Source organism: Pseudarthrobacter sp. NKDBFgelt (assembly GCF_046097905.1).
Taxonomy (GTDB): Bacteria; Actinomycetota; Actinomycetes; order Actinomycetales; family Micrococcaceae; genus Arthrobacter; species Arthrobacter polychromogenes.
In genome coordinates, this window is sequence record NZ_JBJURL010000038.1 from 15,891 (window position 1) to 41,712 (window position 25,822).

The 25,822-nt window shown below is 66.4% G+C and carries 17 protein-coding genes and 3 tRNA genes; 14 read left to right on the forward strand and 6 right to left on the reverse strand.

Going from position 1 to position 25,822, the window contains the following annotated elements:
* Positions 1 to 87: 87 nt before the first annotated feature.
* From ACKAE7_RS11750 to ACKAE7_RS11760, 3 genes are all read right to left on the reverse strand, one after another.
* The gene (locus tag ACKAE7_RS11750; protein ID WP_104189059.1) at positions 88 to 372 is read right to left on the reverse strand and encodes a DUF1540 domain-containing protein; all 285 of its coding nucleotides are present in this window, start codon (positions 370 to 372) and stop codon (positions 88 to 90) included.
* Between the two features lie 92 nt (positions 373 to 464).
* Positions 465 to 998 (reverse strand): PadR family transcriptional regulator, encoded by a 534-nt coding sequence (locus ACKAE7_RS11755; protein WP_408979264.1) that lies wholly within the window; start codon positions 996 to 998, stop codon positions 465 to 467.
* 45 nt (positions 999 to 1,043) lie between these two features.
* Complete coding sequence (locus tag ACKAE7_RS11760) at positions 1,044 to 2,027, reverse strand: NAD(P)H-quinone oxidoreductase (RefSeq protein WP_190614403.1); 984 nt, start codon at positions 2,025 to 2,027, stop codon at positions 1,044 to 1,046.
* 107 nt (positions 2,028 to 2,134) lie between these two features.
* Here ACKAE7_RS11760 and ACKAE7_RS11765 point away from each other — a divergent pair.
* Together ACKAE7_RS11765 and ACKAE7_RS11770 are read left to right on the forward strand one after the other, a co-directional pair.
* A tRNA-Ser gene (locus tag ACKAE7_RS11765) sits at positions 2,135 to 2,222 on the forward strand.
* A 454-nt stretch (positions 2,223 to 2,676) separates the two neighbouring features.
* A complete protein-coding gene (locus ACKAE7_RS11770) occupies positions 2,677 to 7,230 on the forward strand; it encodes an ExeM/NucH family extracellular endonuclease (protein ID WP_408979265.1) in 4,554 nt (1,517 codons plus the stop codon).
* Between the two features lie 138 nt (positions 7,231 to 7,368).
* Here ACKAE7_RS11770 and ACKAE7_RS11775 read toward each other — a convergent pair whose 3' ends face one another.
* Positions 7,369 to 9,309 (reverse strand): FAD/NAD(P)-binding protein, encoded by a 1,941-nt coding sequence (locus tag ACKAE7_RS11775; protein WP_408979266.1) that lies wholly within the window; start codon positions 9,307 to 9,309, stop codon positions 7,369 to 7,371.
* Between the two features lie 65 nt (positions 9,310 to 9,374).
* On the opposite strand from ACKAE7_RS11775, the gene ACKAE7_RS11780 reads away from it, so the two are divergent.
* From ACKAE7_RS11780 to ACKAE7_RS11795, 4 genes are all read left to right on the forward strand, one after another.
* Positions 9,375 to 11,573 carry a prolyl oligopeptidase family serine peptidase gene (locus ACKAE7_RS11780; RefSeq protein ID WP_408979267.1) on the forward strand — a complete coding sequence of 733 codons (2,199 nt, stop codon included), beginning with the start codon at positions 9,375 to 9,377 and terminating at the stop codon, positions 11,571 to 11,573.
* A 2-nt stretch (positions 11,574 to 11,575) separates the two neighbouring features.
* Entirely contained in the window at positions 11,576 to 12,100 is a 525-nt protein-coding gene (locus ACKAE7_RS11785; RefSeq protein ID WP_408979268.1) for a GNAT family N-acetyltransferase, read from the forward strand.
* Between the two features lie 114 nt (positions 12,101 to 12,214).
* Positions 12,215 to 12,302: transfer RNA gene (locus ACKAE7_RS11790), tRNA-Ser, on the forward strand.
* A gap of 160 nt (positions 12,303 to 12,462) precedes the next feature.
* Complete coding sequence (locus ACKAE7_RS11795; protein ID WP_408979269.1) at positions 12,463 to 13,896, forward strand: MFS transporter; 1,434 nt, start codon at positions 12,463 to 12,465, stop codon at positions 13,894 to 13,896.
* Between the two features lie 75 nt (positions 13,897 to 13,971).
* On the opposite strand, the gene ACKAE7_RS11800 is transcribed toward ACKAE7_RS11795, so the two are convergent.
* Entirely contained in the window at positions 13,972 to 16,221 is a 2,250-nt protein-coding gene (locus tag ACKAE7_RS11800; RefSeq protein ID WP_408979270.1) for a RecQ family ATP-dependent DNA helicase, read from the reverse strand.
* A gap of 161 nt (positions 16,222 to 16,382) precedes the next feature.
* On the opposite strand from ACKAE7_RS11800, the gene ACKAE7_RS11805 reads away from it, so the two are divergent.
* From ACKAE7_RS11805 to ACKAE7_RS11820, 4 genes are all read left to right on the forward strand, one after another.
* Positions 16,383 to 17,801 (forward strand): phosphomannomutase/phosphoglucomutase, encoded by a 1,419-nt coding sequence (locus ACKAE7_RS11805; protein ID WP_188811595.1) that lies wholly within the window; start codon positions 16,383 to 16,385, stop codon positions 17,799 to 17,801.
* 6 nt (positions 17,802 to 17,807) lie between these two features.
* Positions 17,808 to 18,311: a hypothetical protein gene (locus ACKAE7_RS11810; RefSeq protein ID WP_104189041.1), complete on the forward strand. Its 504-nt coding sequence runs from the start codon at positions 17,808 to 17,810 to the stop codon at positions 18,309 to 18,311.
* Between the two features lie 15 nt (positions 18,312 to 18,326).
* Positions 18,327 to 18,776: an RrF2 family transcriptional regulator gene (locus ACKAE7_RS11815; RefSeq protein WP_408979271.1), complete on the forward strand. Its 450-nt coding sequence runs from the start codon at positions 18,327 to 18,329 to the stop codon at positions 18,774 to 18,776.
* A gap of 171 nt (positions 18,777 to 18,947) precedes the next feature.
* Positions 18,948 to 20,108, forward strand: a complete 1,161-nt coding sequence (locus tag ACKAE7_RS11820; RefSeq protein ID WP_408979272.1) for a globin domain-containing protein — start codon at positions 18,948 to 18,950, stop codon at positions 20,106 to 20,108.
* Positions 20,109 to 20,261: 153 nt separating this feature from the next.
* On the opposite strand, the gene ACKAE7_RS11825 is transcribed toward ACKAE7_RS11820, so the two are convergent.
* Positions 20,262 to 22,097, reverse strand: a complete 1,836-nt coding sequence (locus tag ACKAE7_RS11825) for a phosphoenolpyruvate carboxykinase (GTP) (protein ID WP_408979273.1) — start codon at positions 22,095 to 22,097, stop codon at positions 20,262 to 20,264.
* A 278-nt stretch (positions 22,098 to 22,375) separates the two neighbouring features.
* On the opposite strand from ACKAE7_RS11825, the gene ACKAE7_RS11830 reads away from it, so the two are divergent.
* From ACKAE7_RS11830 to ACKAE7_RS11845, 4 genes are all read left to right on the forward strand, one after another.
* Positions 22,376 to 22,452: transfer RNA gene (locus tag ACKAE7_RS11830), tRNA-Arg, on the forward strand.
* Between the two features lie 191 nt (positions 22,453 to 22,643).
* On the forward strand, positions 22,644 to 24,098 hold the full coding sequence (locus tag ACKAE7_RS11835) for a dihydrolipoyl dehydrogenase family protein (protein ID WP_408979274.1): 1,455 nt from the start codon (positions 22,644 to 22,646) through the stop codon (positions 24,096 to 24,098).
* An 83-nt stretch (positions 24,099 to 24,181) separates the two neighbouring features.
* Positions 24,182 to 24,886 (forward strand): ABC transporter ATP-binding protein, encoded by a 705-nt coding sequence (locus ACKAE7_RS11840; RefSeq protein ID WP_188811583.1) that lies wholly within the window; start codon positions 24,182 to 24,184, stop codon positions 24,884 to 24,886.
* A partial coding sequence (locus tag ACKAE7_RS11845; RefSeq protein WP_408979275.1) for a YhgE/Pip domain-containing protein occupies positions 24,883 to 25,822 on the forward strand: 940 nt, incomplete at its 3' end. The genes ACKAE7_RS11840 and ACKAE7_RS11845, both read left to right, overlap by 4 nt.

Below are 25,822 nucleotides of genomic sequence, written 5' to 3' on the forward strand. Positions count from 1 at the left end.
GTCCCGGCCGCACCAACGCAGCGAAGGCCTCCGTCCGAACAGCTCGGGCGGAGGCCTTGGCTCATGGGAAAAGCGTAAAGCTGCTCCTCAGGCGTGTGAGTAGGTAAGGCAGTCGGCGTTGTCCGCCCCGGGACCGACATGCACCTCGGCGGCCTTGCACATCAGGTGGTCGTTGTGGACGCATTCAGAGCGCTGGCAGGCTCCGACGTCGGCAAGGACTTTGGGCAGTCCGCCGTGCATGCCCGTGTCGATAAAGGTGGCGCAGTGCGCGTGGTTTTCGGCACCGCCCACAGTGATGGCGGCAGCATTGCAGTTGGTGTGATCGTTAAAGGAACAGTTCGTTACGCTGCAGTCGGCCACGTGGGTTGCCATGAGCTTCCTCCAAGTTCCACCGCCCGGCCGGGCGGCTCCTGCACCCCACGCTAAACCTGTCCACTGCATTCAAAAAGACCCAATTGTGTTGCCTATTTCCCCTGCGCCTGCTGGATCATCCTCGCCTCGCACAGGTCCAGCCAGCGGACCTCCGCCTCGGTCTGGAAAATCAGGGAATCCAGAACCATAAGCCACGCCGTATCAACGCTCCGCTGGCTCGAAGCCGTGTCCCGGCGGGCCTTGGTGTAGTCCTGCAGCGCTTGGACGGAGGCCATCCGCTGGCCCTGGATGATGGCCTGGATGTCGACGCCGGGCACGGTGACAGCGAGCGCCAGCTTGATGGCCAGCTCATTGCGCGGCGGGTTGTTCCGCTCCACAGGCGCCGCGAACCACTCCCGGATCTCCGCCCTGCCGGCTGCCGTAATGCTGTACACCACGTGCCCGTTCCCGTCGTCGCCGTCCCTGGCCACCAAAGCGCCGCGTTCCAGCCGGTCCAGGGTGGTGTACACCTGCCCAATGTTCAGCGGCCAGGTGCTGCCGGTGCGGTTCTCGAACTCGGCCCGCAACTGGTAGCCGTAGCGCGGCTGGTCCTGCAGCAGTGCGAGGAGGCTATGGCGGATGGACATGCTGTTCCTTGTGCTCGGCGGGCAACGGTCTCCGGGGCGGAGCATTTACATAAGAAGCAGGATCTTGCCTACGTGGTCTCCCGTGTCGAAGTACCGGTGGGCCGCACGCACCTGGTCGAGCGGGAAGGTCTTTGCCACCAGCGGCCGCACCCGTCCGTCACTGACCATCGGCCACACGGCATCGCGGACGGCGTTCATGATGGCACCCTTTTCCTCCACGGGCCGCGGGCGCAGGGCCGTGGCCACCACGGCGGCCCGCTTTTGCAGCAGCTGCCCCAAATCGAGCTCACCCTTGGTGCCGCCCTGCAGTCCGATGACGATCAGCCGTCCATAGTCGGCGAGCGCGTCCACGTTCTGTTTGAGGTACTTGGCTCCGACGACGTCGAGGATGACGTCCGCGCCTTTGCCTCCGTTCTGGCGGCGGAGGCTCTCGGGAAAATCCTCTTCGGCGTAGTTGATGGCAATGTCCGCACCCAGGAAGGCCTTTGCCGTGCTTACCTTCTCATCAGAGCCCGCGGTGGTGGCAACCCTGGCGCCGAGCGCCTTGGCCAGCTGGATGGCCATGGTGCCGATCCCGCCGGTGGCCCCGTGGATCAGGACAGTTTCACCCTCCTGAAGCTGGGCGGTCATGACCAGGTTGGAGTAGACAGTGGCGGCAACTTCGGGAAGGGCTGCTGCGGTCACGAGGTCCACGCCGTCGGGCACCCGCAGGACCTGTTCGGCCCGGACGGCCACCTGTTGGGCGTAGCCGCCCCCGGCCAGCAGCGCCACCACTTTGTCCCCGAGGGAAAACGCCTTCGTGACACCGGGACCGAACCCGGCGATCCGGCCGGATACCTCAAGGCCGGGAATGTCCGAGGCTCCCGGCGGGGGCGGGTAGAAACCCCTGCGCTGCTGCACGTCCGCCCGGTTGAGACCGGCCGCGACGACGTCAATCAGCACCTCTCCGGTACCGGGTACCGGGGCCTCGACCTCGCGGACCTCCAGCACTTCCGGGCCGCCCGGCTCCGAAATGTAGACGGCTTTCATGGAACACTCCCGTTTCTGACTGAATACTGCGTGCAACCAGTGTGCACCGGACACCTTCCGGACTCTGTTTTGTTGCAGGCAAGTGCCTATGAAACACTACTTGTTGAGGAAGGTTGTCCGAGCGGCCGAAGGAGCTAGTCTTGAAAACTAGTGTGCGGTAACCCCGTACCAAGAGTTCGAATCTCTTACCTTCCGCGAAAAAGGACCTCTGTCCGCCAGCACGCCTGGCAGGCAGGGGTCCTTCGTTTAACCTGCGGCGGGCACCGCCGGCCCTGACGTGGCCGCCATGGCGGGAACCGGTGCCGCCACGTAAATCGTCCTGGCAAATTTCCGCAGTCCCCTTCCAGCAAAGCTACTGGCCGGTATCCTTTGTGATAGTCGGCACACTGGGGCAGATGCCGGCCACCACATACCGCCAACAGCATCACCGGAACCGGGGGCTACTGGGGCTCCCGGCCGGAAGGTGGCCCGTTCCGCTGGGGAGCGTCCCGCCGAATGCACGCGCTATCAACCCTGCGTTCATTCAGCGCTGTTGTGATGTGCCGGATACCACTTGACCAGGAGCAGGATCCGGGCCCCTGTCCGTCGGTACAACCCGGACATCTTCCATTGGGTCCCTACCGGGACACCCCTATGAAAGTAAGAGCGGATGCATCACACACCTTGGAAACTAGCGCTGGGGACAGCGTTGTCGGCGGGGCTGCTGGCTCCCCTGGCAGCATTTCCCGCAGTTGCGGACACTACAGCCGCGGAGGTCTCACCCGCGGCAGGCACATCCCCCGTTGTCATCAACGAGGCCTACCTCAGCGGCGGCAGCACGGGCGCCGCCTACAAGAACCGGTTCCTGGAGCTTTACAACTCCTCGGACGCCCCGGTGCGGCTGGACGGCTGGTCAGTCCAGTACCGTTCCGCAACCGGGCTCGCAGCCCCCACCACCGTGGCACCCCTCACCGGCACCATCGCGGCAAAGGGTCATTACCTGATCCAGGGTGCCAGCAACGGAACCAACGGCGCCGCCCTCCCCACCCCGGACCTCGTGGCGGGCGGCCTGAACTTCAGCGGCACATCCGGCACCATCGTGCTCGCCAAGCAGCCCACCGCCGTCGCGCTTTCCACCGGTTCCCAGGTGGAGCCCGCAGGCGTTGCGGACCTGCTGGGCTACGGCTCCTCCAACACCTTCGAGACCGCAGCAGCTGCAGGCCCTGCGGGTACGGGCGACGCCAGGAGCCTGAACCGCAGCGGCGGCGCGGACAGCAACAGCAACGCCGCCGACTTCAGCCTCAGCACCACAATCAGTCCAACCCCAAGCGGCTCCACTGCCCCCGGGCCCGATCCCAGTCCGGCCCCCACCCCGGATCCGGCCCCCGTGCCGTCCAGCACGTCGATTGCCGAGATCCAGGGCACGGGTGCGCAAAGCCCCCTCACCGGATCAACAGTGACCACCACCGGAAAGGTCACCGCAGTCTTCCCCACCGGCGGCCTTAACGGCTACTACCTGCAGACACCGGGAACCGGCGGCGACCTGACGGCAACCAACCATGCCGCGTCGGACGGAATCTTCGTCTACTCCCCCGCCACGGTGGCATCGGTCCAGGCCGGAGACCACGTGCAGGTGACCGGTGCCGTGGCGGAGTACTACGGGATGACCCAGCTGAACGTCACCGCAGCGGCCGGACTCACCAAGCTGGCCGAGGCCGCGCCGGAGGTCAAGGCCACACCGTTCACGCTGCCCGCCGGCGAGGCCTTCCGCGAATCCCTGGAAGGCATGCTCCTGGCACCCCAGGGGCCGCTGACCGTCACGGACAACTACTCCCTGAACCAGTACGGCGAGATCGGCCTCGCCGGCGGAACAACGCCGCTGGTCCAGCCCACCGCCGTCGCGCCCTACGGCTCGGCAGAGTACGCCGCAACGGTGGCGGACAACGCCGCCCGCGGGATCAAGCTCGACGACGGCTCCAGCACCAACTTCCTCAAGGACGCCACCACGAAGGCGCAGGTCCTTCCCTACCTGACCACGGCCGACCCGGTACGGGTGGGTTCCCCCGCCACCTTCACCACCAATGTGGTGCTGGGCTACGGCAACAACGCCTGGAAACTCCAGCCGCTGACCCACCTCACCGAAACGAACAAGGCCTCCGTCCAGCCCGCAACCTTCGGCGGCACCAGGACGGAAGCCCCCGCAGCAGTGGGCGGCAACCTCAAGATCGCCTCCTTCAACGTGCTCAACTACTTCCCCACCACAGGGGACACCCTGACCGGCTGCACCTATTACGAGGACAGGGCCGGCAACCCGATCACGGTCCGCGGCGGCTGCGATGCCCGCGGGGCCGCCAACGCCGAGAACTTCGAGCGGCAGCAGGACAAGATCGTTTCGGCCATCTCCAAGGCCGGCGCGGATGTTGTCACGCTGATGGAGATCGAAAACTCAGCACAGTTCGGCAAGAACCGGGACGACGCCCTGGCCAAGCTGGTGGACGCCCTGAACATCGAGACGCCGGGCATCTGGGATTACGTCCGCTCGCCTGCCAACGCGCCGCCGCTGAGCGACGAGGACATGATCCGCACCGCCTTCATCTACAAGAAGGCCGTTGCGGAGCCCGTGGGTGAATCCATCATCCACAACGACACCGTGGCGTTCTCCAACGCCCGCAAGCCGCTGGCCCAGGTGTTCAAGCCCGTGGGTGGCGGCGCGGGGACAGAGTTCATCGCCATCGCAAACCACTTCAAGTCCAAAGGCTCCGCTGCCACCCCCGAGGACACGGACCAGGGGCAGGGCGCATCAAACCTGGCGCGCACAGCCCAGGCGAAGTCCCTGCTGGAGTTCACCAAGTCCCTGCAGCAGTCCAAGGGCACGGACAAAGTGTTCCTGATCGGCGACTTCAACGCTTATGCCAAGGAAGACCCCATCAACGTCTTCACCGCTGAGGGCTACGTCAACCAGGACGAGAAAGCCCGCAACGCCGGCGGCACCGCCAAGCACTCCTACCTCTTCGGCGGCATGGTGGGCTCGCTGGACCACATCCTGGCCTCCCCCGCCGCCAATGCGGTGGTCACCGGGGCTGACATCTGGAATATCAACTCGGTTGAGTCCGTGGCACTGGAATACAGCCGCTACAACAACAACGTCACCAACTACTACGCACCGGACCAGTTCCGCGCCAGCGACCACGATCCCGTGGTGGTGGGCCTGGACCTGCAGTCCGCTCCCGCCGCCGTTGACCTGAACTTCCTGGGCATCAACGACTTCCACGGCAGGATCGACACCAACACGGTCCTGTTCGCGGGCACCATCGAGAAACTCCGCGCAGCGGCCGCCCCCGGCGCCACCGCCTTCCTCTCAGCCGGCGACAACATCGGCGCGTCGCTGTTTGCCTCCGCGGTCGCCAAGGACCAGCCCACCATCGATGTGCTGAACACCCTGGAGCTTCGGGCCTCGGCCGTCGGCAACCACGAGTTCGACGGCGGCTGGGCCGACCTGCAGGACCGCGTCATCGCCGGGGGCACCAACGCCCGGTTCCCCTACCTGGGTGCGAACGTCTACAAGAAAGGCACCACCGAGCCGGCCCTGCCGGAGTTCACCGTCCTGGATATGAACGGCATCAAGGTGGCCGTCATCGGCACGGTCACGCAGGAAGTTCCTTCCCTGGTGACCCCCGCCGGGATCGCCGACCTTGAGTTTGGCGATCCCGTGGACGCCATCAACCGGGCAGCCGCACGGATCACCGCGGAGAACCTGGCCGACGTCATCATCGTGGAAAACCACGACGGCGCCGGTTCGGGAACGGTGGAAGGCTCCACCTTGGAAGAGGAGGTGGCTGCCGGCGGTCCGTTCGCGAAGCTGGTCACCGAAACCTCCGCCGACGTTGATGCCATCTTCACCGGCCATACGCACAAGGAGTACGCCTGGGACGCGCCCGTCCCGGGCGCCGAGGGCAAGACCCGCCCGATTGTCCAGACGGGCAATTACGGCGAGAACGTGGGGCAGATCCAGCTCACCGTGGACACCGCCACCCGGCAGGTGACCGCGTACAAGGCCGGAAACGTGAAGCGCACCACGGATCCTGCCGCAGACCTGATCGCAGCCTACCCGCGCGTGGCCGCCGTCGACGCGATCGTCAGGAAGGCACTCGCGGACGCCGCCGTCGTCGGCAACCAGCCCGTTGGTGCTGTCACGGCGGACATCACCACGGCCTTCACCACGGATGCCGCCGGAGTGGCCAAACGTGATGACCGCAGCAGCGAATCCACCCTGGGCAACCTGGTGGCGGACTCGCTACTCAACTCGTTGCAGCCCGCCGAACTGGGCGGCGCCGAGATCGGCGTGGTCAATGCCGGCGGTTTGCGGAACGAGCTCTACTACGCCCCGGACGGCACCATCACCTACGCCGAGGCCAACGCGGTGCTCCCGTTCGTCAACAACCTGTGGACCACGTCCCTGACCGGTGCACAGTTCAAGACCCTGCTGGAGCAGCAATGGCAGACCAACCCGGACGGCACGGTTCCCAGCCGTGCCTACATCCAGCTGGGCCTGTCCGAGAACGTGAACTACACCTACGACGCCGCACGGCCCGCCGGTGACCGCATCACCTCCGTCCGCGTGAACGGGGCTGCGCTCGATCCGGCCAGGTCCTACCGGGTGGGCACCTTCAGCTTCCTGGCAACCGGAGGCGATAACTTCCGCGTTTTCACCGAAGGTGCCAACACCAAAGACTCGGGGCTGGTGGACCGTGACGCGTGGATCGGCTACCTGCAGGACAGCAGCCCAGTCTCGCCCGATTTCGCCCGGCGATCGGTGGCCGTCACAAACACCACCGCCAGTGAGGTCAAGCCCGGCGAAACGGTCAGCCTCACGGTCTCCAAGCTGGACCTGACCTCCCTGGGCAGCCCGGTCAACAAGACCCTCACGGCAGTGTTCACGGACACCGCCGGGGTTGTGACCGAGCTCGGGTCCGTGCCGGTCACAGCCGGTTCCGCAACAGTGAACCTGGCCGTCCCCTCAAGTGCCGCTGCCGGGCCGGGAACATTGGTCCTCACCGCGGCGGAATCGGGCACGAGGGTCACGGTAGGGGTCAAGGTGGCAGCAGCCGACCCCGCCGGACCGGTTTGCACGGCCCCGGTCAAGCCGGCACGGCCTGCGGACCTGGCCGGCCAGCTGAACTACGGCCAGGCCATGGCTGCCTACCGGGCCTGCCTGCGCGGCTGACGCCCCGCCTGAAGGTGTGAAAGGTCCGGAAATCCACGGACGCTCTCTCACTTAAGGCGCCATTTCCCCAGATGCTCTCTCACTCGTGAGAGAGCATCTGGGCTTTAATCGCATCAAGTGAGAGAGCGTCCCGGGGGTTTACAGCCCCAGGATGGCCCGGGCGATCTCGTCGGCGTCCCTTAGCGTCCGCTGGCCGCTCCGGTAGGCGGGCTGTCCGGGCTGCACGGCTTCCGCGGCGATGGCTGTTCCCCACTGCGAGGACGAGAGCTGCAGGCCCAGCACGTAAAGGTTCTCCGTCACGGACCCGTTCGCTGCCACCGGCCGGTAGGGGTGGGGCACAACATCCAGGCCCGTGGACTGCACGGGTGCGCCCTCCGCGGTCATCATCAGCCGCGGCCTGGCCAGCCCGTCCGCGAGCAGCTGCTCAAGCACCGGCGACTCGTTTGCGGACACCCTGTTGCCGGGCGCGAGCGCCTCCACCATGGTCCTTGCCGTCACGGGCGGTCCATCCACCCAGGGGGACGAGGCGGTAAACACAGCGTTCCTGCGGTCCACGCCGAACTTGGGGTCGGGCCCCACGAAGCTGACAATCCCGGCCCTTGCCAGCGCAGCCAGCTGCTCCGAGCGGAGCGCCGGCGGCCCGCTCGCAAGCCCTTCCACGAAGGACTCGAACCAGCCCCGCAGCCCGGCGACCCATGACTCGTCGGTGATGCCGCCGTCGGCCACTGCCGTTTTTAGGACCGCCCGGCCGCGGTGCAGGGCGCCGATGGCCATCTTCACCGGGTCATCCTCGCCCAGGGCTGAGCGGCGGGCGTCGTCGAGCAGGTATTCGACGACGGCGGCGTCAAGCTGGGTGCGCGAAGCGAAGGAACGTCCGGCCAGCGGCGCTGCCAGTCCGGGCAGGTCGAGCCGGTGCCGCGGGCCCACGTGCACGGCCAGGACGCTCTCGACACTGTCCTCCCACTTGGCAGCACTATGGGCATGCGGGTGCAGCGCCTCTTCAAGCGCGGTCAGGAAAGCAGCGGTATCGGGAACAGCGCCTGGCTGCGAGCGCACCAGAGTTGAGTAGTACGCCCAGAGCGTGTCGCGGTGCAGCAGCGGCCAGAGGTCGTGGTCGAAACCCGGCCGGATTCCCGCGGTGCGGAAGCGTTCCAGGGCGGCGTCGGTAAGGTACCGCAGGGTAACCGAAGCAGGATAGTAGCCGGCGAGCGCCGCTTTGGCCCGGTACGGCGTCCCCCGGCGTGAGGCGGCGATGATCAGCGGCTCCTGGCCGGACGGTTCGTAGTCCAGCTTCCCGCCGTTGCTGACGAACTTTCCGCCGCGGCCCTCGGTGAGCTGGCCCATGGCGTCAAAGAAGTTCAGGCCCATGCCGCGGACCAGGACGGGCTGGCCGGGGGGGATGGCCGCCCAGTCGACGTCGGCCGGCACCGCGGGCGGCAGGTACCGCAGGCCCAGCTGCTCCGCCGCGCCCTGCAGGTCACGCTGTTCCGGGTTCAGCCGGGACGGGACGTGCCCCAGGGCAAGCACCACGGCGTTGGTGCGGAACGTGGCTCCCCCCGCCAGGCCGACGTCGAACGTTCCGTCCGCGGCCCGGCGCACCGATTCGGCAGACGTTTCGTGGAATTCAATGGTGACGCCGTCGGGTGTCTTCTCCGTCAGCTCGTCCAGGGTGCAGCGGAGGTAGCGGCCGTACAGGGCCCGGCTGGGGAAGTCGCTGGATTCGAGGACGGCCAGTTCAGCCCGCTCATCAGCGGTGAGGGACGGCGACGGGTGTGCCTGCTGCCGCACCCGCCACTGGTCAAAGGTGGTCCCGGCGACGGGAGCGGCCAGGGCCGGGTCCTGAGGAACCAAGGTGGGATAGAAGGACTGCGTGTTCATCAGGTACAGCCGTGACTGCTGCGGCTGCCACACGTGCCCGGGCCCTGCCGGGTAGGGGTCGATGACGTCGATGTGGAGCTGCACCGGCTCGGTGCCGGTTGCGGCGTGCGCGGCCGTGTGGGCGAGCAGGCGTTCCAGAACGCTGGTGCCCCGGGGACCTGCACCGATGATGGAGGTCCGGATGCTCTGCGTTTTTTCCACGGCATCCAGCGTACGGGCTGAACGCGTGACTTGCCCGCCGGCAGCTAAGTTGTTTGGATGGCCCAATGACCACCACTGCAGCTGATTCAGCGCCCGAGCCCGTCGACGAGAATGTCTGGCTGGAGGAGATCTACGGCGAAGAGCAGCTTGCCTGGGTCAAGGAGCAGAACTCGCGCACCGAAGACCTCCTGGAGGATGCGGACTACGCCGGCCTGGAAGGAAGCATCCTGGAGGTGCTGGACTCCACGGACCGGATCGCCATGGTGGGCAAGCGCGGGGACTGGTACTACAACTTCTGGAAGGACCGCCACAACCCCAAGGGCCTGTGGCGGCGCACGGCGTGGGAGAGCTACTGCACGGATTCCCCCGAGTGGGATGTGCTGCTCGACGTCGATGAGCTGGCTGCAGCCGAGGGCCAGGAGTGGGTGTTCCACGGCGCAACCTTCCTCCGTCCCAATGCCGGCGAGCCTTACCGGCTGGCCCTGCTGGCGCTCTCTCCCGACGGCGGCGATGCGAACAGGTACCGTGAGTTCGACGTGGAGAGCCGGTCCTTCGTGGATCCGGCGCAGGGCGGTTTTGACCTGCCGACGGCGAAGGGCAACGTTTCGTGGCTGGACGCGGACACGCTGCTGGTCGCCTCCACCGCGGAGGGGCTGCCGAAGACCGCCTCGTCCTACGCCCGGACAGCGGTCACGCTGAAGCGCGGTGCGGAGCTGGCCGGCGCGCCCCTGCTGTTCGAGGTTCCCGAGCAGCACATGATGGCCGTGGTGGCGCACGACTCCACTCCCGGATACGAGCGGACGTTCGCCGTAGACTACATCGACTTCTTCAACCGGAAGAACCTGGTGCTGCGGGACGGAGAGTGGGTGCAGATCGACGTGCCCACCGACGTAAACGTCAGCGCGCACCGGGAATGGCTCCTGTTCCGCCCGCAGCAGGACTGGGTGATCGACGGAACCACGTACCCGGCCGGTTCACTGCTTGCCTGCGGGTTCGAGGACTATCTCGCCGGCGCACGGGAGCTGGCGGTGCTGTTCACCCCCGACGCCCGCACGTCGCTGCAGTCCTGGAGCTGGACCCGGAACTTCCTGCTGCTCAACCTCCTCAAGGATGTTTCGTCCGAAATCCGGGTCCTTGATCCTTCCCGCCCGGTTGACGGTCCGCGTGGCGCCTGGGCCGCCACGCTCCTCGACGCCTGCCCGCCCCTGCACGATGTCAACGCCTACGCCGTGGACGATGAGGACGCGGAAGCGTCCGACGGCGGCGCGGGTGACGACTTCTGGCTCGTCGCCACCGGGTTCACCACTCCCACCACGCTGATGCGCGGCACCCTGGAAAGGACCACAGACGGGACGCCCGGCGTGGTGAGCCGGCACGCCGTGGTGAAGGCGTCGCCGTCGTTCTTTGCAGACGCCGATTACGAAGTGCAGCAGCATTTCGCCGTGTCCGAGGACGGCACCCGTGTTCCCTACTTCCAGGTGGCCCCGCGGAACCTGGCGCTGGACGGGCAGAATCCCACGCAGCTTTCCGGCTACGGCGGGTTTGAGGTGTCCCGCACGCCGGCCTACAGCGGCACGGTGGGCAGGGCCTGGCTGGAGCGCCGCACCTCTCTGTCTGCCGGCGCTGACGGAGATGCTCCCCACTCCCGCGGCGGCGTCTACGTGGTGGCGAACATCCGCGGCGGCGGCGAGTACGGGCCGGCATGGCACCGCGCAGCCCTCCAGGAGAACCGGCACAAGGCCTACCAGGACTTCGCCGCCGTCGCCCGGGACCTCATGTCCCGCGGGGTCACCTCGCGCGAACGGCTGGGCTGCGTGGGCGGATCCAACGGCGGCCTGCTGGTGGGCAACATGCTCACCAAGTACCCGGAACTGTTCGGCGCCGTGTCCTGCGGGGTGCCGCTGCTGGACATGCGCCGCTACACCAGGCTGTCCGCAGGCCACTCCTGGATTGCCGAGTACGGCGACCCGGACGTCGCCGAGCAGTGGGAATACATCAGGACCTTCTCCCCCTACCACCTGCTCAAGGACGGGGTGGAATACCCGGAAACGTTCATCTGGACCGCAACCTCCGATGACCGGGTTGGTCCCGTCCAGGCGCGCAAGATGGCCGCGCGGATGCTGGCCATGGGCATTCCGAATGTCTGGTTCCATGAAGCTTTGGAGGGCGGCCACGCCGGCGCGTCCGACAACCGGCAGGCAGCCGCCCTGCAGGCACGGAGCCAGCACTTCCTGTGGAAGGCCCTGGCAGGCGGCCTGGCGTAGCGGTGGGCCTGGACCTGCGGCGGGCGGAACCTGCCGACGTTGAACGGCTGGCGGAGGTCCACGTCCGCTGCTGGCAGGAGACCTACCGCGGGATGCTCTCCTACGGGTTTCTCGACTCCCGGGTCCCGGCCGACCGGCTGCCCCTCTGGCGGCACCTGCTGAAGTCAGCCGAACCGGGGGTCGTGTGGGTGGCGTCCGACGGCGGCACCTTGGTTGGATTTGCGGGCGTCCACCACGTGCCCCCCGGGGATACGACGCATGCTGCCGCGCCGCCGTCGTCCGGAGACCTGGAACTTTGGGGACTGTACCTGCTGGCGTCACACCAGGGGCTGGGCCTGGGACGCCGCCTCCTCGAGGCCGCCCTGGGCACCAGCGCCGCGAGCCTGTGGGTGGCCGCGGACAACGGGCGCGCCATCGGCTTCTACCGGCACTTCGGCTTCGAACCGGACGGGGCCGCGGACACAATCCCGGACTGGGAACACCTCCGCGAAATCAGGATGGTCCGGGCGGAACAGCCCGTGGCGTGACGCCGGCCGAGGACAACCCCGGTGCGGTGTGAGGAATGCTGTGAGCGGGCCGGTGATCCGTTTTGCACTGCATGGCCCGTTCTGCGTATCCTTGGTGGGCTAGGAATAGCAATTGGAGACGTGCCAGAGCGGCCGAATGGGCTTCACTGCTAATGAAGTGTGGGGCACAACTCCACCGGGGGTTCAAATCCCCCCGTCTCCGCGTTTTGGCCCCGGTCCTGGACCGGGGCCTTTTTGCGTTCCCGGGCTCTTTGGCTTTTGGGATCCAGGCCTTTGGGCACCAGGGCCTTTCTGTCCGGTTCCTGCGTCCGGGGTACGGACACCGGGGGCCCCGCATGTTCTGCCGGTGGCAGGATGAACGGATGGCAGCAAGCAACACCGTGGATGGAACACCCGGGACCGCCCAGGCATGGAGTCCCCGCCTGGCCCTCCTGGTGGCCGCCACCTTCTTTATGGAATTCCTCGACGGCACCGTCCTCACAACGGCCATCCCCAATATCGCTGCCGACTTCCGGGTGCCGGCCCCGGACGTCAACATCACCATGACTGCCTACCTGCTCACCGTTGCCATGGGCATTCCGCTCAGTGGCTGGCTTGCAGAACGGTTCGGCGCCCGCCGGGTCTTTTGCCTCGCCATCGCCATCTTCACCATCGCGTCACTCGCGTGTTCGCTCAGCCAGGACCTCACCGCGCTCACCCTCAGCAGGATCGCCCAGGGATTTGGCGGTGCCATGATGGTGCCGGTGGGAACCCTCGTGGTCCTTCGCGGGACGCCCAAAGCCGACCTCCTGCGCGCCACCGCGTTCCTGGTATGGCCCGGGCTGCTTGCACCCGTCCTGGCTCCGCTGGTTGGCGGTGCGCTGACTACGTACCTGTCCTGGCACTGGATTTTCCTGATCAACCTGCCCCTGGGTGCAGCCGCATTCCTGGCGGCTCTCCGGCTGGTGCCTGCAGGAGCGGGCGACGGCGGGCGGCGGCTGGACTGGCTGGGGCTGGCCCTCACCACGCTCGGGGTGGGGGCACTGGTGGTGGGCCTCGAACTGGCGAGCACGCATCCGGACGCTCCCTGGGCTGCCCTGAGTGCCGCATCAGGAGCGGTTGCCCTGGCGTGCGCCGTGCTCTGGATGCGCAGGGCCCGCAATCCACTCTTTGACCTGGGTGTTTTCAGCACCCGCACATTCAGGGCGATGGCAACCGGCGGGTTCGCCTACCGGCTGACCATCAGCTCCGTCCCCTTCCTGCTGCCGCTGATGTTCCAGGCCGGGTTCAGCTGGTCCCCCCTGCAAGCCGGTGCCATGGTGGCTGCGGTCTTTATCGGCAACATCGGCATCAAGCCGGCCACAACTCCCCTGATCCGGCGCTTTGGCTTCAAGGCAATGCTCGTGTTTGCCTCCTTGGCTTCCGCAGCGACCTTCGCCCTCTGTGCCCTGCTGACCGCGGACACCCCCGAGCCGCTGACCTTTGCACTGCTGGTCTGCAGCGGGGCCTTCCGCTCCATGGGTTTCTCCGCCTACGCCTCGGTCCAGTACGCGGACATCGCCCCTGCGCAGCTCACCTCGGCGAACGTGGTCTCAGCAACACTGGTCCAGCTCGCTGCCGCTGCCGGCATCGCCGTGGGAGCCCTGCTCATCCGGCTGTTCGACGGACTCAGTGCTTTCCCTTCCGACGCCGCCGGCCCCTTCCGCGGAGCATTCCTCGCGATGGCGGTGCTGATGCTCGCGAGCACCGCGGACAGCCTGTTCCTGCCGCGGCACGCCGGCGCGGAAGTCAGCCAGCGCAGAGCCGAACGGGTCTGAACACAGCGGGCTTGGCTCAGCGGGATTTGCGCCAGCTGGCCCGGCGTCAGCCCGCTGGTCTTGGCATCTCCCGCGTCAGCCCGCCTGGGCCAGCACCAGCGGGAGGACAGCTCCCGCACCCGCCTGGCGAAGCGCCCGGCCGGCAACTGTAAGCGTCCATCTACTGTCCACGATGTCGTCTATCAGCATCACGCTGCCGCCCTGCAGGGAACCCAGCGCCGCCTCAAGTTCGGGCCCCACCACCAGGCGGTCCCACACCCCCGCCAGGCGGTAGGCACTGTTGCCGCCACGGCTTCCGGTGGGACCCCCGTGGCCCAGCTGTAGCTCTCCCAGGTACGGGATGCGCCCGATTTCGGAAATGCCCCTGGCAAGGGAGCCCACGAGTTCCGGCTTGCTTCGCGAGGGGACACTGACGATGCCTGCAGGCCTTCCTGCGCCGCTCCAGCCGGGATTGAGTGAGTCTCCGGCGCCCCACTCGCGCAGAACCTGGACGCAGGCTTGCAGCATGCCCGGATCGACCGGCCGGTCTGCGGCGCCGGCCGCGAACAGCTCGCGCAGTGCACCGCCCCAGCCAAGATCGGTAAGCCTTGCCAGGACGCGCCCCTCTGCGAGCCCCTCACCGGGTTTGAGCTTTCCCTTCACCGGAACTCCGAGGCGGTCCATTCCGCTGGGCCACTGCAGCCGCGCCTCCAGCACGCCGCCCGCCTTGCTGAGGGTCTGGCTGGCCGCGGCCATGGCCTTTTCAGCGATGTCTGCCCGGAACCACTGACCGGCGCAGTTGTCGCACCGGCCACAGGCGTGCGCGGTCTCGTCGTCCAGGACTGAGGTGATGTACTCCATCCGGCAACCGGCCGTGTCCTGGTAAATCACCATGGAGTCCTGCTCGTCCACGCGGGCTTCAGAAATGCGCTGGTACCGCTCGGCGTCGTATATCCAGGGCTGGCCGGTGGACCGCCATCCGCCACCCACCCGTTCCACTGCCCCGTCCACCGAGAGGACCTTCAGCAGCAGTTCCAGCGGAGTGCGGCGAAGGTCAACCCGCGCTTCTAGGGCAACTGTGGAAAGTGCGGTGCCTGCTTCTGCCAGGGCGGTAAGGACGGCCGCTGCCTTCTCTTCAGAGGGCATGGAGGCGGTGGCGAAGTACTGCCAGATGTCGCGGTCCTCCGGGCCGGGAAGCAGCAGGACGTCGGCGTTGGCCGCCCCACGGCCTGCACGGCCCACCTGCTGGTAGTACGCAACGGGGGAAGATGGCGCGCCGAGGTGGACCACGAAGCCCAGGTCTGGTTTGTCGAAGCCCATCCCCAAGGCTGAGGTGGCCACGAGGGCCTTGACCTGGTTGTCCTTCAGGAGCTGTTCTGCCCGCTCCCTGTCGGCGGGGTCGGTGCGGCCCGTATAGGCGAGCACTTCGTGGCCGGCCTCGGCCAGCAGCCGGGCCGTGTCCTCTGCGGCGGACACCGTCAGGGTGTAGATGATTCCGCTGCCCGGCAGGTCCGCCAGATGCGTCAGCAGCCAGCCAAGGCGCTGTTTGGCGTCTGGGAGGGACAGGACGCCCAGCCGCAGGGAGTCCCGGCCAAGCGCACCGCGGATTGTCAGGACGCCGGCCCCGAGCTGCTCCTCGATGTCGTGCACAACCCGCGAGTTGGCCGTGGCGGTGGTGGCGAGCACCGGGACCGTGTCCGGCAACTGGGTAATCAGGTCCGCGATCCGGCGGTAGTCGGGGCGGAAATCGTGGCCCCAGTCGGAAATACAGTGGGCCTCGTCAATCACCAGCAGGCCGGTCCGCCGGATCAGTTCCGGCAGCTGGTTTTCGCGGAAGGAGGGGTTGGTCAGCCTTTCCGGCGACACCAGCAGGACGTCCACCTGGTCAGCGGCGAGCTGTTCGCGGACGGTGTCCCATTCCAGCTGGTTGGCGGAGTTGATGGCCACTGCCCGCACCCCGGCGCGGGCGGCGGCAGCCACCTGGTCCCGCATCAGGGCCAGGAGGGGCGACACGATGAGGGTGGGCCCGGCGCCCCTGCGCCGTAGCAGCAGCGAAGCCACGAAGTAGACTGCCGATTTTCCCCAGCCGGTGCGCTGGACCACCAGGGCCCTCCGGCCGCCGTCGACCAACGCCTCGATTGCTTCGAACTGGCCCTCGTGGAAGCCTGCCGTCGGGTTGCCGACCAGCTCGCGGAGAACCTCGAGGGCCTGTGCATGCGTTGCTGTCGAGGGAGGGCCGTCAGTGGTTGCAGGTTCAGAAAGCCCGGTTTCAGAAAATGCTGGTTCGGAGAGTGCGGTTTCGGTTAAAGCTGGTTCAGGAAATCTGGCGTGCTGGTTATCGACCATTGATTCAGTATCCCAGCCACGTCCGACACCCGGGAGCACGGCCACCGCTATGTGGATTTCGGACACCAAGGGGGCCGAAGGCGATTACTCCAGATGTGCTTATCCACAAACATAGCCCTCCCTCAATTGCCGAGATCCGGCTGCACCGTAAGATAAAGCCCGTGACTAGCGAACAGACAACGGCTTTTGACCTTTCGGCATCCTTCAAGGCGTACGACGTCCGGGGCATCGTAGGCGAGTCCATCACCGCCGAAATCGTCGAAGCCGTGGGGGCCGCTTTCGTGGACGTCCTCAAACTCGAAGGCCAGACCATCCTGGTGGGCGGCGACATGCGCCCGTCCTCCCCGGACTTCAGCAAGGCTTTCGCCAACGGCGCAGCCACCCGTGGCGCCAACGTTGAGCTGCTGGACCTGATCTCCACTGATGAGCTCTACTTTGCCTGCGGTTACCTGAACCGTGCCGGCGCTACCTTCACCGCCAGCCACAACCCCGCCGGCTACAACGGCATCAAGATGTCCAAGGCCGGCGCGGTGCCCATCTCCTCCGAGTCCGGGCTCAAGGACATCCAGGCGCTGGCCGAGCAGTACCTCAATGCAGGTTCCATGCCCGTGGCCGAAAAACGCGGGCAGATCGGCGTCAGGGACGTGCTCAAGGACTACTCCGAGTACCTCCGCAAGCTGGTGGACCTTTCCGGCTCCCGGCCGCTCAAGGTAGTGGTGGACGCGGGCAACGGCATGGCCGGCCTCACCACCCCCGCTGTGCTGGGCGACACCCTGCTCCCCAAGCTTCCCCTTGACATCGTTCCCCTGTACTTCGAGCTGGACGGATCCTTCCCCAACCACCCCGCCAACCCGCTGGAGCCGGAAAACCTCCGCGACCTGCAGGCGGCAGTGGTAAAGCACGGCGCAGACATCGGCCTTGCCTTCGACGGCGACGCCGACCGCTGCTTCGTGGTGGATGAAAAGGGCAACCCTGTGTCGCCGTCGGCCATCACCGGCATGGTGGCGCGCCGCGAGATCGCCCGCGCGAAGGCACAGGGTGAAGCAACACCCACGATCATCCACAACCTGCTCACCTCACGCGCCGTATCAGAGCTCGTAGAGCACGACGGCGGCCGCGCCGTCCGCACCCGCGTGGGCCATTCCTTCATCAAGGCCGTCATGGCAGAGGAAGGCGCGGTCTTCGGCGGCGAACACTCGGCCCACTTCTACTTCCGCGACTTCTGGAACGCTGACACGGGCATGCTGGCGGCCATGCACGTCCTGGCAGCCCTGGGCGAACAGGACGGCCCCCTGTCCGAACTGGGCCGGGAATACGAGCCCTACGTCAGCTCCGGTGAAATCAACTCCGAAGTGGAGGACAAGCCCGCTGCCGTAGAGCGCGTCCGCGCAGATTTCGCCGGCGAGGACGTCACCATCGATAACCTGGACGGCAGCACGTTCACGGCCAACGACGGCAGCTACTGGTTCAACCTGCGGCCGTCCAACACCGAGCCCTTCCTCCGGCTCAACGCGGAAGCCACGGACCAGGCCACCATGGAACGCATCCGCGACCGGGTCCTGGCGATTGTCCGGGCGTAGGGCAGCATGACGGAAAGCACGGGGCCCGCAACCCAGGAACAGGGTTCCGGCCACCAGGACTCCTGGCGGGACTCAGTACCCGAGGGCACGGCCACGGACCTGGAGAACCTCCTGGGGACGGGCGTCAGCGCCGCCCAGGAACAACTCCAGCGCAACGGCGGCTTCCTCCCCTTCGCGCTGACCGTACAGAACGACGGCGAGGTGCGGCTGGTGGCGGTCTCTCCGGCAGATGCCGGCGAAGGTTCGGACGGGGATTTCGACGCCGAGGCCATGATCGGCGACCTCACCGCCCTGCTGCAGCAGAACCGCGAAGACTTCCGGGCTGCCGCCATCGTGTGCGACATCCTGCTGGTTGAGGAGGACTCCGACGCCATCCACGTGGCAGCTGAGCACCGCGACGGATCTGTCTTTGCAGCCGTTTTGCCCTACGCGGCCAACGCCGGGACGCAGACGTGGGAATTCGGCGAACTGGCCGCCGACGCCAGCGAGCCTGCCATCTGGGTGGACTAGACCGGCGAGGCCCCCATGAAGATTAACGCCTTCGCCGACGTGAGCCTCCGGGCTTTGATGGTGCTTGCGGCGGCTCCAGGTGGCGCGTTGCTGACAACACAAAACATTGCCGACTCGGTGGGAACCCCCTACAACCATGTGAGCAAAGCGATGACGAAGCTCCGCAGCCTGGGACTGATCGAGGTGGTCCGCGGCCGGGCAGGCGGTTCCCGGCTCAGCCACGCCGGCCGCGTTGCCACCGTTGGGCAGGTCCTGCGCCAGCTCGACACCCGGACAGACGCAGCGGATTGCGTGGCCCCCGGGGGCAACTGCCCGCTGATCAACGAGTGCAGGCTCCGCGCAGCGCTGGCCAGGGCCCGCGAAGCTTTTTACCGGGAACTCGATTCCGTGGTGATAGCGGACCTCCCGGGTTCCCGGCAGATGGCCCCCGTCTTCGACATGATCGGACTGCGCCCGGGACTCTGATCCCGTGTCTGTTCGAACTGCCCTGCGGCGCCCCTTCGGAAGACTCTGTTACCGGCCGATTTGCGTCAGATTTCTACAAGCTGTAGAACTTGGGTATGAAAACTTGCATTTTGAATGCAGGTATTCGCGAAGGCCGGACGAAGGCCCCGGTCACTACCCTCAGGAGTTCCCATGCTCTCGGAAAAATCCCGCCCCGTCATTGAAGCAACCCTGCCGCTTGTGGGTTCTCGGATTGGTGCCATCACGCCCAAGTTCTACGCCCGCCTCTTCGCCGCCCACCCCGAACTCCTGGACGGCCTGTTCAGCCGTTCCAACCAGCGCTCCGGCAACCAGCAGCAGGCGCTGGCGGGCAGCATCGCCGCCTTCGCCACCCACCTTGTGAACAACCCGGGCACCCTTCCCGAGACCGTCCTGTCCCGCATCGCCCACCGGCACGCCTCCCTGGGAATCACTGAGCCGCAGTACCAGGTGGTCTACGAGCACCTGTTCGCTGCCATCGCCGATGACCTGGCCGAGGTCATCACACCGGAGATCGCCGAGGCCTGGACCGAGGTGTACTGGCTGATGGCCGACGCCCTGATCAAGCTCGAGAAGGGGCTCTACGCCGCGCAGTCCAACGACAGGATGTGGATGCCGTGGCGGGTAGCAGCCAAGACCCCTGCCGGTGCGGGCTCCATGACCTTCACCCTTGAGCCGGCGGATGACACCCCCGTCACCGACGCGTTGCCCGGCCAGTACATCAGCGTCAAGGTAACCCTGCCGGAAGGCCTCCGCCAGGTCCGCCAGTACTCCCTGTCCGGCGAGGCCGGTACCAGCCGCAGCTTCACCACCAAGCTCGACGACGGCGGCGAGGTGTCCCCCGTGCTCCACAACAGCGTGCAGGTGGGCGACGTCCTGGAGATCTCCAACCCCTACGGTGAGATCACCCTCAAGGACGGCGACGGCCCGGTAGTCCTGGCGTCCGCCGGTATTGGCTGTACTCCCACCGCGTCCATTCTTCGTTCACTGGCGGAAGCCGGATCCGAACGGCAGGTGCTGGTGCTCCACGCGGAAAGCACCCTGGACAGTTGGGCGCTGCGCAGCCAGATGACGGACGACGTCGAACGCCTCGATGGCGCCGAACTACAACTGTGGCTCGAACAGCCGGTAGCCGGAGCCAAGGAAGGCTTCATGACCCTGCGCGAGGTGGACCTTCCCGCCGACGCGTCGCTGTACCTGTGCGGCCCGCTGCCGTTCATGAAGAACATCCGCAACGAGGCCATCAACGCGGGCATCCCTGCGACGCGGATCCACTACGAGGTCTTCGGCCCGGACATCTGGCTGGCCAGCTAGGCCCCACTCCCCCGGAGTTTTTGTCCAGATCCGCAGGCTTAACCGGCCTCGAGCCCTGCATATCTGGACAAAAACTCATTGGCATACGACGGCGGCGCCGCACCTTTTTCTCGAAAGGTGCGGCGCCGCCGTCGTACTGTTTATCCCCGGGGATCAGCTGTGGTCAGCCATCCGCTCCTTGAGGGCGTCAAGTTCGGAGCGCAGGGCCTCCGGGAGTGAGTCGCCGAACTTTGCGTACCATTCCTCGATGGAGGCCAGTTCAGCGTCCCATTCCTCGCGGTCGACGCGGACAGCGTCCTCCACCTGGGCGTGGGTGAGATCCAGGCCGGTGAGGTCCAGCGAGTCGCCTGTGGGCACGAAGCCGATGGGGGTCTCGACGGCGTCCGCCTTGCCCTCGAGACGCTCGATGGCCCACTTGAGCACACGCGCGTTGTCGCCGAAGCCGGGCCACGCGAAGCCGCCGTCGGCGGTGCGGCGGAACCAGTTCACCAGGAAGATGTGCGGCAGCCGCTCCGGATTGGCCTTGCCGGAGACGCTGATCCAGTGCTTCAGGTAATCGCCGGCGTCGTAGCCGATGAAGGGAAGCATGGCCATGGGGTCGCGGCGCAGCACGCCGACCTGGCCTGCAGCGGCGGCCGTGGTCTCCGAGGAGAGCGTGGAGCCCATAAAGATGCCGTTGGACCAGCTGCGGGCCTGGGTTACCAGGGGAACCGTGGTCTTGCGGCGGCCGCCGAAGAGGATGGCGGAGAGCTCAACACCCTCGGGGCTGTGGTATTCTTCGGCCAGCATGTCGATCTGCGAAATCGGGGTGCAGAACCGGGAGTTCGGGTGGGCTGCCGGCTTGTCGGAGTCGGGCGTCCAGGAGTTGCCCTGCCAGTCGGTCAGGTGCGCGGGCACCTCGTCCGTCATGCCCTCCCACCACACGCCGCCGTCGTCGGTCAGTGCCACGTTGGTGAAGATGCTGTGGCCCTTGGCGATGGCACGCATTGCGTTCGGGTTGGTGCCCCAGCCGGTACCGGGGGCCACGCCGAACAGGCCGGCCTCCGGGTTGGTGGCGCGCAGTTCGCCTTCCTTGCCGATCCGCATCCAGGTGATGTCGTCTCCGAGGGTCTCCACCTCCCAGCCCTTTATGGTGGGATCCAGCAGGGCCAGGTTGGTCTTGCCGCAGGCTGACGGGAAGGCAGCGGAGATGTAGTACTTCTTCTTCTCCGGCGAGGTCAACTTGAGGATGAGCATGTGCTCGGCCAGCCAGCCTTCGTCGCGGGCCATGACCGAGGCGATGCGCAGGGCGTAGCACTTCTTGCCGAGCAGGGCGTTGCCGCCATAGCCCGAGCCGAAGGACCAGATGGAGCGCTCCTCGGGGAAATGGACAATCCACTTGTCCGGGTTGCACGGCCACGGAACATCCGCCTGGCCGGCTTCGAGAGGCGCACCCAGGGAGTGCAGCGCGGGGACGAAGAACGCGTTGGTCTCGGTCATCTTGTCCAGCACGGCGGTGCCGATGTTGGCCATGATCCGCATGGAGGCCACAACGTAGGCGCTGTCCGTGATCTCGACGCCGTACTTGGGATCCTCTGCGTCAAGGTGGCCCATGACGAACGGGATGACGTACATGGTGCGGCCGCGCATGGACCCGGAGAACAGGCCGCGCAGCTTTTCCTTCATTTCGGAGGGCGCCATCCAGTTGTTGGTGAACCCGGCGTCGCGCTTGTTCTCTGAGCAAATGAAGGTCTGCTCTTCAACGCGTGCCACATCGGCGGGATCGGAGAAGGCCGCAAAGGAGTTGGGGAACAGTTCCGGGTTCAGCCGGGTCAGTGTCCCTGCCGCCACGAGCTCGTCAGTCAACCGGGTGTTTTCCTCTTCGGACCCGTCCACCCAATAGATGCGGTCCGGCTGCGTTAGCTCTGCAACCTCCTCGACCCACGCCAGCAGGCCGGCATGTGTTGTGGGTGCTTTCTCAAGCAACGGCTTCTGCGCCAGATCGCCCATTTCGGTTCCCTTTCTTGGGGTACATCGGTGTGAGCTAAATGCTATGGTCCGGACCACTGCCATTTTTGGGACGTAGGCTGATCTTTTGCGGCCACAAAAATGGAATTCCGCGGGAAATCAAGGAATTTCGCAGCCAAAATTCGGAATTAAGTGACGAAGGTCACCTAGACCGGTCTAGTTGCGGAGATTACATGCCTTCCGATTTGTCATGGCAGCCACCCCTCGCGTAAAGTAATTCGAGGTTCAGGGAGAGAGGTTCTTCTCCAGGAACACGAGATGCGCCCATAGCTCAGCTGGATAGAGCGTCTGTCTACGGAACAGAAGGTCAGGGGTTCGAATCCCTTTGGGCGCACCAATCAGGTCCGCTCCGGTTCGCCGGGGCGGACTTTTTGCGTTAAGCCGCGCAACGTACGTTAAGCAGCGCAGCTTGCGTTAAGCAGCAAGACCTACGTTGGGCAGTGCTTACGGACGGGCAGTCCGGATATCCGGCGTTCCTTACACGGCGGACACGGAACACCCCGCCGCACCCGGGCGTAGGCTTTCCCCATGATGCCCGAGCCTGTTGAGCAGGAATTTGACGTTGTTGTTATCGGCGCCGGCGCCGTCGGAGAAAACGTTGCGGACCGCGTGGCGCAAGGCGGCCTCTCCGTGGTGCTGGTGGAAGCCGAACTGGTGGGCGGAGAGTGCTCCTACTGGGCATGCATGCCGTCCAAGGCGCTGCTTCGGCCCGGCACTGCACTTCATGCGGCCCAGACAACCCCGGGCGCCAAGGAAGCTGTTACGCGGACACTTGACGCGGCAGCGGTCCTCAAGCGCAGGGACCACTTCACGTCCAACTGGCAGGATGACAGCCAGGTCGCCTGGGTCAAGGATTCCGGGATCGACCTCATCAGGGGCCACGCCTGGCTCACCGCCCCTCAGATCGTCCAGGTCGCGGGCCTGGACGGAACCTCGCACCGGCTGCGCGCCCGCCACGCAGTGGTGCTGGCCACCGGCTCCATGCCCAACACTCCTCCCATTGAGGGGCTCGAGGACGTGCAGGTCTGGGGAACGCGGGAGGCCACGTCCGCAAGCGAGGTACCCGAGCGGCTGGCGGTCCTGGGCGGCGGCGTTGCCGGGACCGAGCTTGCCCAGGCATTCGCCCGCCTCGGGTCTGCGGTGACTCTCGTTACGCGCAGCAGGCTGCTGGGCAAGTACCCGGAGGAGGCCGCCAGCCTTGTGGCAGCGGGCCTCCGCGCGGATGGTGTGGAACTCCGCCTTCACACCGAGACTCAAAGCATCAGCACCAACGACGACGGCACGTTCAGCCTGCGGCTGGGCGACGGGACCACCGTCACGGCGGACAAGGTACTCGTATCCACCGGCCGGCACCCCGCACTGGAAGGCCTGGGCCTGGAGAGTATCGGCGTCGAACCGGATGACAGCGGCCGGCTGGCCATCAGCACGGACAATTCCGGCCTGGTGCAGGGCGTACCCGGCGAAGGGCCCTGGCTGTATGCGGTCGGTGACGCCGCCGGCAAGAACCTTCTGACGCACCAGGGAAAGTACGAGGCACGGGCCACGGGCGACGCCATCGCAGCCCGCGCCAGGGGTGAACTGAACGGCGCACCGGAGGACTGGAGCCGGTACTCCCAGACAGCCAACCAGCACGCAGTACCGAATGTAGTGTTCACCGATCCTGAACTGGCCACCGTGGGCCGCACGCTGGAGACCGCCCGCCAGGACGGCTTCAACGCCTCTTCAGTGGAGCTTCCCATCCGGGTGGCAGGGTCCTCGCTGCATTCGGAGAACTACGAGGGCTGGGCCCAACTGGTTGTTGACGAGGACCGACAGGTGCTCCTGGGGGCCACGTTCGCCGGGCCGGATGTGTCCGAGCTCCTGCATGCCGCAACCATCGCCGTGGTGGGCGAGGTGCCGTTGAACCGACTATGGCATGCGGTGCCCTCCTACCCGACGATCAGTGAGGTTTGGCTGCGCCTTCTTGAGAAGTACGGTCTCTGAAGATCGGCCCGCTGGGCTTCTATTTGAACTGACTGGTCAGTTTAGTTAGGCTGGGAGCAGATGCATTCCGCGAAAGGCCAATCTTGCTCTCAGCACAACGGCTCTCTGCCCATGGCCGCAGGGATCCCCTCCTGCCGGCAACTTCACTCCACGTCCGGCGGGGCGAACTCCTGCTGGTGACCGGCGGACGTCAGGACTACCGGACGGCCCTCGCCCTGCTCCTCAGCGGGCGAATGAAGCCGACCGGAGGGTTCGTCAGCTGGGACGGCGGCGAACGGCTCAAAGCGCGGCGGCTCGCGAGCGCCCTGGTGGACTCCCCCGGCGTCAACGAGCCCGAGCAGCACCTCAGTGTGCGCGACCTGGTTACCGAGGACCTGGCCTTGATCCCGCGCCGTTACCGCGGCGCCCTGGTGAGCGGCCCCTGGCTGAAGGTGAACAGTTTCGAAGACATCGCGGACCTTTGGACGGAACAACTGGACCCTGCACGGCGGCTCGAACTCCTGACTGCGCTGGCCTTGGCGAACCCGCACACGGACCTGCTGGTGGTCGATTCCCCTGACCGGCATACCGCCGACGCCGCTGACTGGCTGCCGAGGCTGCAGCGTCTGGCATCCGACGCCGGACGGCCGCTCGCCGTCGTCGCCACTGTTGGCGCCCTCCCGCCGTCGTGGGACGGACCCGCCGCAGCGATTGGCAATGCCGTCCCCCTTGAAACCCCCATGCGTGGGGATGGCGGGGAACCTGATGCCGCAAACACTCCTGAACTCGAAACCGAGGTTGCCACGTGACGGTACTGCGGCTGGCCCGCTCCGAACTTAAGCGCATGACCGCCGGGCTGATGCCCAAACTCACAATCCTTGCGCTGACCATGGTCCCGCTGCTCTATGGGGCGGTGTACCTGTACGCAAACTGGGACCCCTACGGCAACCTGGACAACCTCGATGCGGCCCTGGTGGTGGAGGACGCAGGTGCCACAACCAGCGACGGCACACGCCTTGAAGCCGGGGCAAAGGTGGCCGAGAGCCTGGCGGACGGCAATGTTTTCCACTGGATCCCGGTGGCCACCGCGCAGGAGGCGGACCAGGGGGTCAGCAGCGGGGACTACGCCTTCGCCCTGAAAATCCCCCAGGACTTTTCGGCGAACCTGGTATCCCCTGGCAGCTTTGATTCCGCCACCCAGGCCATGCTCAACGTCACCACCAACGATGCCAACAACTACCTGCTGAGCACCATCGTGGATAAGCTCACCACCGCAGTGCACAGCACGGTGGCCACCGAGGTGGGCGAGGAAACCGCAAACCAGCTGCTGACGGGTTTCGGGACCATCCACTCGCAGATGGTCAAGGCAGCGGACGGCACCAGCCAACTGGCCGACGGCGTTGCTGGGCTACGCGACGGGGCTGCCACCCTCCACGACGGCACCTCAGCCCTGAGCAGCGGAGCCGGCGAGCTGTACGCGGGCCAGGTGAAACTCCGGGATGGAGCCAGCCAGCTGACCGACGGCGCGGGCCAGCTCAGCAGCGGCCTGTCCACGCTGAAGGACAAGACGGCCACGCTGCCCACGGACTCCCAGACGCTCGCTGCGGGGGCAGCCCAGGTGGCTGCCGGAAACGCGCAGCTGAACGCCAAAGTGCAGGATGTCGCAGCCCAGCTGGATGCCGCTGACCAGGGGCTCCGGGAACGGGTGGTGGGATCGAACAGCAGGCTCGTCGCAGAAGGCGTCC